Annotated in this window: 14 protein-coding genes, 1 tRNA gene and 2 pseudogenes; 6 read left to right on the top strand and 11 right to left on the bottom strand. The window is 60.3% G+C overall.

The genetic code is table 11. The features are described 5' to 3' along the window. Positions 1 to 12 precede the first annotated feature (12 nt). The 3 genes from AM571_RS16690 (at position 13) to AM571_RS16680 (ending at position 2,683) form a co-directional block, all read left to right on the top strand. On the top strand, positions 13 to 1,113 hold the full coding sequence (locus tag AM571_RS16690) for a mechanosensitive ion channel family protein (RefSeq protein WP_074063302.1): 1,101 nt from the start codon (positions 13 to 15) through the stop codon (positions 1,111 to 1,113). A gap of 161 nt (positions 1,114 to 1,274) precedes the next feature. Beyond that, positions 1,275 to 2,474: a tRNA 2-thiouridine(34) synthase MnmA gene (gene mnmA / locus AM571_RS16685; protein WP_074062369.1), complete on the top strand. Its 1,200-nt coding sequence runs from the start codon at positions 1,275 to 1,277 to the stop codon at positions 2,472 to 2,474. A 132-nt stretch (positions 2,475 to 2,606) separates the two neighbouring features. Next, positions 2,607 to 2,683: transfer RNA gene (locus AM571_RS16680), tRNA-Met, on the top strand. A gap of 43 nt (positions 2,684 to 2,726) precedes the next feature. On the opposite strand, the pseudogene AM571_RS38385 reads toward AM571_RS16680, so the two are convergent. Together AM571_RS38385 and AM571_RS16670 are read right to left on the bottom strand one after the other, a co-directional pair. Next, positions 2,727 to 2,900, bottom strand: a pseudogene (locus tag AM571_RS38385) (IS481 family transposase); the annotation flags it as partial. Positions 2,901 to 2,969: 69 nt separating this feature from the next. After that, positions 2,970 to 3,770 (bottom strand): Crp/Fnr family transcriptional regulator, encoded by an 801-nt coding sequence (locus AM571_RS16670; RefSeq protein WP_074062367.1) that lies wholly within the window; start codon positions 3,768 to 3,770, stop codon positions 2,970 to 2,972. 328 nt (positions 3,771 to 4,098) lie between these two features. Here AM571_RS16670 and AM571_RS16665 point away from each other — a divergent pair, with 328 nt between their 5' ends. After that, positions 4,099 to 4,605 carry a ferritin-like domain-containing protein gene (locus tag AM571_RS16665; RefSeq protein WP_074062366.1) on the top strand — a complete coding sequence of 169 codons (507 nt, stop codon included), beginning with the start codon at positions 4,099 to 4,101 and terminating at the stop codon, positions 4,603 to 4,605. A gap of 29 nt (positions 4,606 to 4,634) precedes the next feature. On the opposite strand, the pseudogene AM571_RS37425 reads toward AM571_RS16665, so the two are convergent. Together AM571_RS37425 and AM571_RS16660 are read right to left on the bottom strand one after the other, a co-directional pair. Further along, positions 4,635 to 4,838, bottom strand: a pseudogene (locus AM571_RS37425) (ATP-dependent DNA ligase); the annotation flags it as partial. Between the two features lie 48 nt (positions 4,839 to 4,886). Next, positions 4,887 to 5,117: a hypothetical protein gene (locus tag AM571_RS16660; RefSeq protein ID WP_074062365.1), complete on the bottom strand. Its 231-nt coding sequence runs from the start codon at positions 5,115 to 5,117 to the stop codon at positions 4,887 to 4,889. Between the two features lie 551 nt (positions 5,118 to 5,668). Here AM571_RS16660 and AM571_RS16655 point away from each other — a divergent pair. Next, the gene (locus tag AM571_RS16655) at positions 5,669 to 5,914 is read left to right on the top strand and encodes a hypothetical protein (protein ID WP_074062364.1); all 246 of its coding nucleotides are present in this window, start codon (positions 5,669 to 5,671) and stop codon (positions 5,912 to 5,914) included. 139 nt (positions 5,915 to 6,053) lie between these two features. Continuing rightward, on the top strand, positions 6,054 to 6,245 hold the full coding sequence (locus AM571_RS16650; protein ID WP_074062363.1) for a hypothetical protein: 192 nt from the start codon (positions 6,054 to 6,056) through the stop codon (positions 6,243 to 6,245). Positions 6,246 to 6,274: 29 nt separating this feature from the next. On the opposite strand, the gene AM571_RS16645 is transcribed toward AM571_RS16650, so the two are convergent. The 7 genes from AM571_RS16645 to AM571_RS16615 form a co-directional block, all read right to left on the bottom strand. Continuing rightward, positions 6,275 to 7,087, bottom strand: a complete 813-nt coding sequence (locus tag AM571_RS16645; protein ID WP_074062362.1) for a DNA adenine methylase — start codon at positions 7,085 to 7,087, stop codon at positions 6,275 to 6,277. 149 nt (positions 7,088 to 7,236) lie between these two features. Further along, positions 7,237 to 8,253, bottom strand: a complete 1,017-nt coding sequence (locus AM571_RS16640; protein WP_081377114.1) for a phage late control D family protein — start codon at positions 8,251 to 8,253, stop codon at positions 7,237 to 7,239. Positions 8,254 to 8,255: 2 nt separating this feature from the next. Then, the gene (locus tag AM571_RS16635; protein ID WP_074062360.1) at positions 8,256 to 8,474 is read right to left on the bottom strand and encodes a tail protein X; all 219 of its coding nucleotides are present in this window, start codon (positions 8,472 to 8,474) and stop codon (positions 8,256 to 8,258) included. Next, positions 8,471 to 8,935, bottom strand: a complete 465-nt coding sequence (locus AM571_RS16630) for a phage tail protein (protein WP_074062359.1) — start codon at positions 8,933 to 8,935, stop codon at positions 8,471 to 8,473. The genes AM571_RS16635 and AM571_RS16630 overlap by 4 nt, the downstream gene beginning before the upstream one ends. Beyond that, on the bottom strand, positions 8,932 to 11,055 hold the full coding sequence (locus AM571_RS16625) for a phage tail tape measure protein (RefSeq protein ID WP_074062358.1): 2,124 nt from the start codon (positions 11,053 to 11,055) through the stop codon (positions 8,932 to 8,934). Before AM571_RS16625 ends, AM571_RS16630 begins: the two co-directional genes overlap by 4 nt. 159 nt (positions 11,056 to 11,214) lie before the next feature. After that, entirely contained in the window at positions 11,215 to 11,706 is a 492-nt protein-coding gene (locus AM571_RS16620; RefSeq protein ID WP_074062357.1) for a phage tail assembly protein, read from the bottom strand. 94 nt (positions 11,707 to 11,800) lie between these two features. Continuing rightward, positions 11,801 to 12,346 carry a phage major tail tube protein gene (locus tag AM571_RS16615; protein WP_074062356.1) on the bottom strand — a complete coding sequence of 182 codons (546 nt, stop codon included), beginning with the start codon at positions 12,344 to 12,346 and terminating at the stop codon, positions 11,801 to 11,803. Positions 12,347 to 12,349: the final 3 nt, after the last annotated feature.

The following is a 12,349-nucleotide window of genomic DNA, read 5'->3' as shown; positions in this document are numbered from 1 at the left end:
AAGTGCCGGCTCATGTCCGACCTTGTAAACGATATTCGCGCCCAAGGCATCTGGCTGCCTGATTGGGTGGCAAGTATTGGCATCTTCGCTGTCGTTGTGGCGCTCGCGCTTTTCTTCCATCGCGTGGCTTTCCGGCTTCTGGCACGCCTTGTCGCCTCGCGCGATATCATCTGGAGGTCGCTTGTCTCCCGGCTCGAGGGCATGGCGCGGCTTGCAATCCTGACTGCGGCGCTGGGCTTTGCCGCCACGATTTCGCCACTCACGGAGTATCAGGCCTCGACGCTGCGCCACGTGCTGCTGATCGCCTTCATCATCCTCGTTGCCTGGATGGCGAAGACCGCCAAGCATATCTGGATGACCGTCTATCTGCGGCGCTTCAAGCTGGACGCCGAGGACAATCTGCTCGCGCGCAAGCATGTCACGCAGTCGCGGATCATCGAGCGGATCGCAGACATGATCATCGTCGTCGTGACGATTTCCGCCTGCATGATGACTTTTGACGCGGTCAAGCAATATGGCGTGAGCCTGCTCGCATCCGCTGGCGTTGCCGGCATCGTCGTCGGTCTGGCTTTGCAGCCCGTCCTCAAAAACCTCTTTGCCGGTATTCAGCTTGCAATCACGCAGCCGATCCGCATCGACGATGCGCTTCTGGTCGAGGGCGAATGGGGCAATGTCGAGGAAATTACCTCGACTTACGTCGTCGTGAAAATATGGGACTGGCGCCGCCTCGTCCTGCCGCTCAGCTATTTTATCGAGAACCCGTTCCAGAACTGGACGCGCGAAAGCGCATCGCTGATCGGAACGGTCATGATCTATCTCGACTACAGCGTGCCAGTTTCCGCGATCCGCGCCAAGGCGGAGGAGATACTGGCCGGCTCCAAGCTCTGGGACCGGAGAGTGGCCAACGTCGCCGTCACCGATTTCAGGGAAAGCGTCATGGAAATCCGCATCCTCGCCTCAGCTTCGAATTCCGGACGAACCTTCGACCTGCGCTGCGAAATCCGCGAAAAGCTGATCGATTTCATCCAGCGCGAATATCCGCAGGCCTTGCCGCAGGTCAGAGCGATGCTGGAGGGTCGGGAGGAGAAAGGGCGAAAGGCGGCAGCCGAATAGCGCATTGTCGCAGCAAATCCCCGCCTCTTGCGCGAAGCCGCGATCCTTTCTATATCCACGGCCACGAAAGCCCGGCGGACCAGCCTGCCGGAAGAACAGGAAATTCGCCGCATTTCAAGGGCAGACGGCGGGGCGAAACAAGCACTGAACTGGCAGCACTCGTGAACACACTGGATTTTGACAAGAAACCGGAAGATACGCGCATTGTCGTTGCCATGTCCGGCGGCGTCGACAGTTCCGTCGTTGCCGGCCTGTTGAAGCGTCAGGGCTACGATGTGCTTGGTATCACGCTGCAGCTTTACGACCACGGAGCGGCCGTTCACCGTGCCGGTTCCTGCTGTGCCGGGCAGGACATCGACGACGCGCGCCGGGTCTGCGAAACGCTCGGCATTCCGCATTACGTGCTCGACTACGAGAAGCGCTTCCGCGACACCGTCATCAATCCTTTCATGGAAAGCTATGTGGCCGGCGAAACGCCGATCCCTTGCGTGTCGTGCAATCAGACCGTCAAGTTCGCCGATCTTCTGGCGACCGCCAAGGAACTCGGCGCCGATGCGCTGGCGACCGGCCATTACATCCGTTCGCGCCCGAACCCGACATCCGGCAACCCAAGCCGCCGCGCGCTTTACCGTCCAGCCGACGCCGAGCGCGACCAGAGTTATTTCCTGTTTGCAACAACCCAGGAACAGATCGACTATCTGCGCTTCCCGCTCGGCGGCCTGCCGAAGGCCGAGACCCGCAGACTTGCCGAAGAGATGGGCCTGGTCGTTGCCAAGAAGGCCGACAGCCAGGACATCTGTTTCGTGCCGCAAGGCAAGTATTCCGATATCATCACCAAGCTGAAGCCGAACTCGGCGCTGGCGGGCGAGATCGTACATCTCGACGGCCGCGTGCTCGGCAGCCACGACGGTATCCTGCACTACACGATCGGTCAGCGCCGCGGCATCGGCGTTGCGACCGGCGAGCCTCTCTATGTCGTCTTTCTCGATGCGCGCTCGCGCCGTGTCATTGTCGGCCCCAAGGAAGCGTTGGAGACACACCGCGTCTATCTTCGCGATGTCAACTGGCTCGGCGACCAGCCGCTTGCCGAAGCGTCCTCCGGCGAAGGTTTTGCCTGCTACGCGAAGGTTCGCTCTACCCGGGCACCGGCGCCGGCGGTTGTCCGTGCCGATGCGCGCGGTATCTATGTCGACCTGACCGTCGGCGAAGCCGGCGTGGCGCCGGGCCAGGCATGCGCGCTTTATTCGGCGCCTGGCGATGACGCCCGCGTGTTTGGCGGCGGCTTCGTCGAGCGTTCAGAGCGCGAGCCGACGGCCGAAGCCTCGCTGAAAGCCCTGCTTTCCAGAGCCGCCGCCGCCTGAACCGGGCGCGAAACGGCCTGCAACAAAACGCGCCGTTTTCTTGATGTCACCTGCTTGACACCAAGCCGGACCGCACCTTATAAGCCGCTCATCCCACGAGCCGCCGCTTCGCGAACGGCATCGTTGACCAGTGGCGGAGTAGCTCAGTAGGTCAGAGCAGAGGAATCATAATCCTTGTGTCGGGGGTTCAAATCCCTCCTCCGCTACCATCAAATTCGTGTCCATACCGAAGACATAGGTAACAGAACGTACCTAACACATGGGTGACAACCTCGTGCCGAACGGGTTGTCGATGGTTTGCAAAGTCCTCTGTTCCAGGTCGATATATCCCAGATCATAGTGCATGAAGCTGACGAGCCAAATGCCGTCGTCGACTTCCTTGATTCCAAGCTTCTGTCCGGCCAGTACGGTGGAGATGTTGATCTTTGTAGCCGGCCGCGAAATTCCGGAATTTTGACACTAGGTTCCGGAATTTCTGAGATTGTTCGAAACGCCCTAAGGCTGCTTCGAAGCTGCCTCATCTCGGCTGTTGCCATGACGATAATTACCCGAGGCCGCCGTCGCGTTGATGGTCGCATCCTGATCTTGTGCGCTTACGCCAATTAGCCGACGGTATTCCGCCTCGGGTATACCGTAAATTCCACCGGCTCGTGCTTTAAGGCCGGCCCGGTCGGTGATGGTGCAAATGGCACGCTCGGATCGTATCAGGTGCTCACCTTCAAGAATGTGCAATGCGGTCGTTACACCGGCCCTGCGGGTGCCCAGCATCAGGGACAGGAACTCGTGGGTCAGTGACAGTTTCGGACTGCCGACCCGATCGTGACACATCAGCAGCCAGCGAGCCAGCCGCTGAACAATTGTCGTCCTACCGTTTGCGAGCGCCGTGCACGCAACCTGCACATGTACGGTGTGCAAATACCGGACGAGGAGGTTCTGAAGCGCCGGGTTGCCCGCGATCAAGGACTGCATCTGGTCTACGGGCATGCGTCGAACCGTGGTGGCCATCTGGACGAATATCTCATGGGGGGATTGATTGACTCCCGAGAGCACATTCGTTCCGACCATTCCCTCCTTTCCGATAATGCCTGTTTCGATCTTCAAGCCGCCCGGCGCATGGGCCACCATTGAGGTGACGCCTGATTCCGGAAAATAAACGTAGTCGTTTGGAGTGTTGGGAGCCTGCAGCTGGTAACGGATGTCGAGTTCGATACGCTCCGATGCATCCAGAACGGCCCAGGCCGTTTGTTCATCCATCGCTGCGATGAGGGTGTTGGGCGTTGCGTTTCGGTCGGGCATCTTGCTCCTCCCTTATGGGCAAGAGCAGAATGTCTCCCCAGCAGCCTGCGCCCTTGATCGTGAGGCCGATGGCGGATGATACGCCACTGAACGGACTATAGCAAACGCCGCGCAGATTTGCACGCTGCGCAAGCTACTGAACTCTCAACCTCAGCCGTTAATTCGAGGCTGACAAGACAGCATGCGCCCGCCATCTCATGATGAGGCTTTTCATGGCGCAATTCCAGTTGCAGGCAATCGCTTCAGTAGCGTGTCAATGAAGATCCTGCGAGGATCTGCGGAACATTTCATGAGACGGTCCGTTAGCGCCGTAACAATGGAGGACCTCATGTCTACTGCACAAGACAATCTCGTCGCTTGGCTCCGTGACGCTCACGCGATGGAAGAGCAGGCCGAAACGATGCTGAAGGCACAATACGAGCGCATCAAAAACTATCCGGATCTGAAGGCGCGCATCGGCCAGCATCTCGAAGAAACCAGGCAGCAGGCAAAATCACTGGAAATGTGCCTGGACCGCATAGGTGGAGGCTCCTCGACCATCAAGGACATGGCCGGAAAGATAACCGCTTTCGGCCAGGGCCTCAGCGGCTTGTTTGTAAGCGACGAAATCGTCAAAGGCTCACTGGCGAGCTACACATTCGAACACCTCGAGATTGCCAGCTACAGGATTCTTATCGCGGCCGCAGAGTTCGCAGGCGATCAGCAAACGAAGGCGGTCTGCGAAGGAATCCTCAAAGAAGAAATCGCCATGGCAAAGTGGCTGGAGGACAATCTTGCTGGTGTAACCGAGGCTTTTCTTACGCGTGCCGAGGCCGACATCACGGCAAAGCGGTAAGTAGCTCGCTGGCGTTGGCGACGGCAGTCTAGGCGATATCCGTCCCATTTGATTTCGTAACCCACTGCTCGCCCCTCGGCGGCTTCGGCTTGAGAAGTGCGACACGGCTCAATGCGATCCGGAATGGGATCGAGGGGGAGGTTCGGCTGCGCGGGATCGCGAGGCTTTCGCGGTCGCGTTCGCAATGGGTTGTCAACGGCCTGAAGAGGCCTGGAACGCGGGGGCTTTGCCATCCGACAATTAAATCACGCAATGCGCACACCGCGAATTCAGCGGGGATACTATTCTATCGGCCGCTTGAACTGCTCAATCCGCATCGAGCGGCCGAGGGCCTCGGCGAGCGCTTGAGATGAATGCTCGCCCCCTATTGCGAGACTAACGGCGGTCGTCATCGCCACACGGCCACGGCCGCTCTCTATCGGAACATGATGACCTTTGCACCACTGGTGAACCACCGTGGTGACCATGTCGATCTGGCTTTCATCGAGGGGAAGTAAATCTAGAAGGGACATCTTGTGCTCCTCCGTGCTTAACCGGTCTTAGCCGTTAATTCGGGGCCGGTAAAACAGCATACACGAGTTTGAGACGAGCCCGTCGCATCCTACGCCGTAGCTGATCCAACTACAGCGCTGGGCTCGCGCGACTCGGCGGGCGAACGAGGGGCGGACGCCATCCCAGTAATGTGATTAACGGGCTACCTCATCGCGCGATGACAGATGAACGGTCAGTGCATCAAAACGTTCCAGTGCGCTAACGTACAAAAGGAGTTGCGCGTTGCGACCTTAACGGCGAGCCCAGTCGTCTCTGCACCGCCAGGCAATTCACCCGTTCCATTTGATTTGCTACCCGCCCGCCCCTTCGGCCTCGGCTTGAGATGCGCGCGGCTTGCTGTCGGAGATCGAACCGGCACGTTGCAATCGCTGAGGAGAGCCTTTGATTTTGGCGGCCTGGACCTGGAACGGCTTGACCTTACGCTGAACTAGCGCCATTTCATATGTCGCTCGGGCGGGAGCTTTCCATAATCATTTCGACATGCGGCGGTCGATCCTTGCGAGGATTAAGCATGCGCCGATTTCAGCCGATACGGGATTGGACACCCGGATATATCAACACCTGCCCCTACCACATCGACATCGTGGTCGAATGCACGGCCTGCGGAGTGACACGGGAATTTCAGCGAGACAAGCTATCCATGGCAATGCGGCATGCGCTCATCACTGAGATCGAAGAGCGGCTGAAATGCTCGGCTTGCGGGGCGAAATCCGGCAAGCTGCTGTTTGGAAGCTATATCGGCGATGACGGAAGCTAAGGCATTGAGGCCGGGGCTATTTCCACGTAACCCCGGCCAAGGAACCCCTGCGCCGCTTGTTTCGCCAAGGGCGCTTGAAACCGTTCTGGCGATTTCTAGTTCCGCATCAACACCAGCTGGATGACTGTGACATGAAATCATGAAGTATCGCATTGAGGCAGAGGGCAACGCCAAATACCGTGTTGTCGACAGTGACACCGATGAGATAGCCAAGTTGAAGGGCCAACTCCAGACTGGCTTGTCGCGTCAGTTAGCGGAAGCGGTTTCAGGTTATCTAAATGCGCTCCACCGTTACGATGAAGCGCATGGCGGGCACTCAGAAGAACACTAGCCCCTTAGCACGGCTACGGCCACAGCAACTCAAGTCGCCCTTTTCATGATGATCAGCTCTCGTGCCGGCGTACCTTCTCCGCCAGAAATCGAATAGGTCAATTCCGCTTCTGCGAAAGTAAACCGGCTGAACACATCGCGAATCTGCGGAACGTCGTTGATGGACAAGATGAAGTTGCCTTTGGTGCGACCGAGGCGCTCCGCCATGACTTCGAACTGCTCCCGGCCAAACAGCGTTCTCCCGTAGTCGCCTTCGCTGCCGAAATATGGCGGATCGAGATAAAAGAGGGTGTCCGGTCGGTCGTAGCGGTCGATGAACGCGAGCCAATCCAAGTTCTCAATCACGACACCTCCGAGGCGTTCATGAACGTCTTCCAGGAGTGGTGCCAGGCGGTTCAAATTGAAGCGAGCGGCACGGCTGCTATCGACGCCAAAATTCTGCCCCGCAACTTTTCCTCCAAATGCAAGCTTTTGCAGATAGATGAAGCGAGCAGCGCGTTCGAGGTCGGTCAGAGTGGCGGGATCGCAGCTTTTGAGGCGCTCGAATTCTCGGCGGCTGGTGATTTGGAATTTCAGCGTATCCATGAACTGCGGATAGTGTCGCTGCAGGATCCGGAAGAGATTGACCACTTCGCCATTGCGATCATTGATCACCTCGCCGCGCGGCACTTTGGTTCGTCTAAAAAACACGCCGCCCATGCCCACGAACGGCTCGGCGTAAACGACATGGGGCACCGCAGCGATCATCTTGACCAGGCGCGGGGCAAGACAGCGTTTGCCGCCGATCCAGGCGGCCGGCGGTTGCGTGTTGGGGACATCCCGCCACTCTTCGATATTCACCATTTCAAATATCTCACGACTCAGTCACGCATTCCCGGCCCTGCAGGGTACGGGTGTGACGGTTTTGTAAACTTGCTGTCGGACGGGTCTGGTCGCCAAACTAAGGCCCGTCGTTGGAGCGTTTCCGCGCTCCGGCCGCCCGGCTGGGCAACCTAATCCTTGCTCATCTGTCTGTTCGCCAGCTCGATCGACATGATCCAGCCGCCGCCTTCATCGAAGGTGAAGCTGTGCTGGATGGAGGCCGCCACTAGATCGGCCGCATCGCGGCTCGTTCCGAAGCCCATCAGGTTTACTGGCGCGCCCGCCATAGCATCGACGTCACCCTCGCACTCGACGCTGCCAGTGACGCTGTCGCGCGCCTGCTCGGCCGCCTGTGCCTTGCCGGCATATTCTGCCTCCTCCTTGCTCCGCGCCGGATGGAGCGAAAGGAAGCGCGAGGCGCTGCCGATCGAGGCGGCTTCGAAGAGCTTTTGAACGCCCTCCAAAGGATCGAAATAGCCGCTGCCGACCTCGGCATACTTGCTGCGGCCCTCCGTCGAAAGCTCGAAGCTGTGCGAGGACGCATAGGAAACGACGATCGTCGGCATCGCGGCGCCGTTCGCCGTCTGGCCGGAGTTCCGCGTCGGCACCAGCATCTTCCCGCCGGCGAATTTCAGCGTTCCGCCCAGCTCTTCCGCCAGCTCGTTCGCAAAGCCGGTCGCCGACTGATTGTAGCGTAGCCGATATGGGATTTTGATCTTCGCGATATCGGGGTGGACAGCGGCCGTCTTTCCGGATCGGGCGGCGATCGTCTTGAAGATTTCACCGGCCGTCGTGTCTTCGAAGTGCTCGCTATCTGCCTTCTTGTCCGCGTCGATGAAATCGCTGGCCCGCGCCGTGATCGTCATTGTGTAACCGCTCTCGGGATCGCCGCCCAGGCTGTCGGACTGGTAGGTGAAGAGGCCGCCGTCGCGCAACGCGCCACGATCCCAACCATAGAGAAGCCGGTAGCGCGTGCCCTCGGCCGGGCTATCCGGAAACGGCGGCGACAACGAGAAAGTGATGTTTAGCTCGTCGGCCTCCGCGCCGTCGTTGTCCGTGAACTGGACGGCGACGAGGGCGGCTCCCCAGCCCGCAACGAGGTCCATGCCGCTTTGACCGATCACCTGGACGATTGGTTTCTTAGGCATCGTCACTCCCACGCCAGAACGCGCTTCACGCCGGCCTTGCCGCTGAAGCTTTCCGGAATGACGATGACCGTTCCGGCCGGGATGATGCCGGCGGCAAAGTCGCCCAATTCGCGATTGGCGTCGAGCAGCGCTTCGACGGCCCCTAGCTGCTCGGTCTGCAACGTCTTCGCAGCGATCCGGTCCAGCCGCTCGCCGCCATAGGCCACGGTGTACGTCGTCATAGCAGCGCTCCAAAGCCGGAAATGATGCCGCCGGAGCTGCCGAAGCTATCGGGCATTTTCAGAAGGCCGATATTGACGTCGACGATGCGGCCGACGCCGTCGAACGGGTGAAGCTTCTCCTCGTCCGTCTCCAGCGACTGGATGACATAGAGGCCGGAAACCAGCCCCATGAAGTTTCCCTTCAGCCGAATGACCGGCACGGTGCTTTGGCTCTTGTGATGCGCTTCGAGCACCGCGTACGCATCCAGGCCGCCCATCACATGCGGAAAGGTCCGCGCCTCGATCGAGAGGCTCTGCTCGCCGAGGCCGGTCGCCTGATAGGCGATGCCGGCCGGGATCGGATGCGCCGGAAACCGTGCTTCGCTGGAAAAGGCGAGCCGCTGCGGATTGAGGCCGCCCACCGTGTAAAGAATGGCGCCGCCGATCGAAATCAAGGCACCGGTCGGATTGAAAACACTCATGCGGTTTTCGACCCTGTGTCGGAGAGCGAGCGAGCGGCCGCCATGCGCACGGACCGGTTCTGCTCGCGCTGCGCCCTGAGGCTCGCGAGCCTGGCATTGCCGCCGGGGAAGTATTGCGCCACCTTCACGGTGCCGCCGGAAGTGGGCACCAATGAAGACTGCTTGTCCTTTGGCGCCGATGTCGCGGCCGGTGCGCCGGCAGGTGGCAGGAAGGTCGGTGCGATCGTCGGCGTCGCCGTGAAATTGAAGCTGTCACGGATCGCGGCCGCCTTGTCGCGGGCGATCGCGATCGCCTTGTCGCCCTCGGCGCTCAAGGCTTCGTTATAGCCTTGCATCGAGCTTTCGGCTTGGGGCTTTAGATCGATGCCGAGATGGTCTTTCACGTTAAAGCCCGGCTCGGCCGCGCGGCCGAACAGGAACCGCTGCAAGGAGCTGGGACCGGCGGCCGCTCTCTCGTCTCGCGCCTCCAGCGAGGAGCCGCCGTCGAGCGCAGACATTGCGTCCTGCAACTCTTTCAGCCGACGCTTGGTCGCGCCGCGCGTCAGCGCCAGTGACGGCACGACGGCGTCGAACATTTCCGAGGGCAGGGCGGAAAGCTGACCTTTCGCCGCGCCGATCTGTCTGCTCAGTTCAAGAGGTCCAAGCTTTCGAAGCTGGGATCTCCTGTAGTCGTCTTCCTGCACTGCATAGTCGGGATTGACGGCCCGGACGGCTGCATCGCGCAGCGGATCGGTGACGCTGTTGTACGCCGATCCGATCTTGTCGCCGGTGGCCGTCAAAGCAGCGCCGCGCCGGTCAGCCTTCTCCTGCGGCCTGTTCCGGAGGAAATCGTAGTCCGTGTCGACGGTGCCCTGGCTCTGCCCGATGATCTGCTTCAGGAACTCGTTATATTTCTCGCGATTGTTGATCAGCGGCGCGAGCGCCGCCTTGGCCTGCATGTCGCCGAACAACTCGCCGATGACGAACTCATCGCCGCCAGAGAGGCGCATGACTTCATCGACCAAGTCCATCAAATAGGGCGTTCCATTCTTGATGGACCTAGCCTTGAGCTTTTCGAGGCTCACGCCCTTTTCATCGAAGTTCTTCACCGTATCGGGCGATGAAAGTTTGCTGATGACGTTCTGGAGGTTGGTGGCGGCTGTGGTCTGGTCGCCCGCGCCCATTCTCACGACCTGGGCGGCGGCGATTAACTCGGCCCAACCCTGCAGGCCTTGACGACCGGTCCCGCCGTACATGGTGGCCAGCGCCGGAAAGTTCTTGGCCATGGCATCGACTTCGAAGCTTCCGAGCTTTGAACCCTTCGCCATCATGTCGAGCGCCGCAGGCACCTCGGCGTTCTTTACGCCAAGCGCCTGTTGAGCTGCGATGATGGCCGCCGCGATCGTCTCGCCAGTGCTGTCTCCAGCTTTTGCCGCCTTCAGGCTCGGATCGAGGATCGCTTCCTGCTGGTCGACGCCAAAGCCGGCGGCCGCGTAAGCCTTGCGCGCGTCATTCACCTGGGACTGGTCGATGCCGTAGCGGATCGACAATCCCTCATTCGACTTGCCAATGCGCGCGATCGCCTCCGGCGTGCGCATTTCGGCCGTTACAGCCACCGACGCCACTTCGCGATCGAGCTTGCGGGCCTGCTCGCCCAGCCGCTCCATGCCCCGGACGATGTTGTCGACGGACGCGAAGGCGAGCAATGCGCCGAAGGCGCTGCCAGCGCTTCCGGCGAGCCGGCCCATCGTCCCATTCAAGATCCCGGTGGAGCGCTGGATGCCATCGAGCTTCGAAGCGCTGATCTGGTTCAGATTGCGAGAGCTTCGATGCAGGCTCTCGACATCCCGTTTTGCGCGCTGGCTGGCTTTGCCAAGCGCATCGATCTCCCGCTCCGCCGCGTTGGTATTGATGCCGTTGAGCTTGCGGGCCTCGCGATCGAGGGTGCGAACCGCCTGCGTCGAACGGTTTGCAGCGCGACCGGCCTTCTCGACGCTGGCGCCAAGGTTATTCGAAGTGCCGGAACGATCGAGCTGTTTGATCGCCTGGTTGATGCCCTTCAGGTCGCGCTCAAGTTCCTTGCCCTCGCGCTTGACATCGTTCTTAAGCCTGGCGCGGATCGAGACGTCGAAATCAGCCATTCTTGGCGCCTCCGAGCATTATGTTCAACAGCCCGAAGCTCTCGGCATGGATCTGCCGCGCTTCATCAAACCAGAGCATCAGTTCGTCCCAAAACATGCTTCGTTCCGGCTGAAGGTGCAGATAGGCGGCCACGCGTGCAGCGTAGCTGCGCCAGTGTCTCAGTTCTCCGACGATGCGCTGTCCGGACGCAGCCGTGGGGGAAAAAAATCATAGGCCGCGTCCGTCACCGCCGTGCCGTCCTCATCGTCCAGGCCGCGAAGGATTTCGGCCGTGAGCCCGGTCATCTCGGCATAGATGTCCATGGCCGTCAGCGCCGCTCCCGAGGTCCGCGCCAGCAGGTCCTGCACTTCGCCAAGCGTCAGACGGCGAACGGTGACTTCGCGGACGTCTTCGCCATTAAGCGTGAAGGGGTAAACCAGCGGGATCGTTCTCGATCGAGCAGAGGGGTTTATGAAAGCGTGGATGATTTGCGCTTTGTCGGGACCGGCATCGGCGGGCTTCGGCTCCGGCTGCATCGGGGCGCTGCGGTTGTCGAGCGCGGCCCACATCTCCGACGGGGGCAGGGTAATGTGCTCAGTCTTGACGTCTGCCGGATCGTCTTTCGAGTTCGGCGTGGTCACGGGAACCTTGATTGCACCGGAAGTCAGCATGTTTGTTCCTCAGTCATGGAAGTGGCCGGCCGCCCTTTCCGGCCGGCCGGCCTTCGCCGAGCGCGCCTATAGCGGTGCGCTCCCTGGTATTCCCTTAGGCGCTGATCAGCCGGTTATGGTCGGCGGTGTAGTTCACACCGTCGATGATCAGCACGTTGTTCTGCAGATCGAACTTGTGGACCGTCTTGCCGTTAAAGAGATCGTGGTAGAGCACGATCGATGACCAACGCAGACGCGTTGCGCCGGTGGCCTTCAGGCCTTTGACGCCGCCCGGCGTGTAGCTGTTCAGCAGTCCCTTCAGGAAAACGACGCGTCCGTTGAGTTTCGGCGAGCCGCTCGTCTGGACGCTGCCGTCGGAACCGGCCGGAAAGACGTCGAGGAGGCTCTCGTAATAGGCGACCGTTGTCCAGTCGCCCGGCTCGCGGCCGAAGCGGCTGCGGAGATCCTCGTGCGCGCCATTGACCGTCATTTCGGCAGTTAGCGCCTGAATTTCGGCAGGCAGATCCAGCGCGAAGTAACCGCCGCCCATGACGTAGCTCGTCATCTCGCGGGAAAGCTCCGGCAGCGTCGTCTCATCGATGCGCAGACGCTGATTGATCTCGTTGCAGTACCAGTTGGAGCCGTGAATGATGCGGTCCATCGG

Origin of the sequence: Rhizobium etli 8C-3 (genome assembly GCF_001908375.1) — a bacterium.
Taxonomy (GTDB): domain Bacteria; phylum Pseudomonadota; class Alphaproteobacteria; order Rhizobiales; family Rhizobiaceae; genus Rhizobium; species Rhizobium etli_B.
Note: the sequence above shows the minus strand (reverse complement) of the source record. Positions and strands in the feature narration are given on the sequence as shown.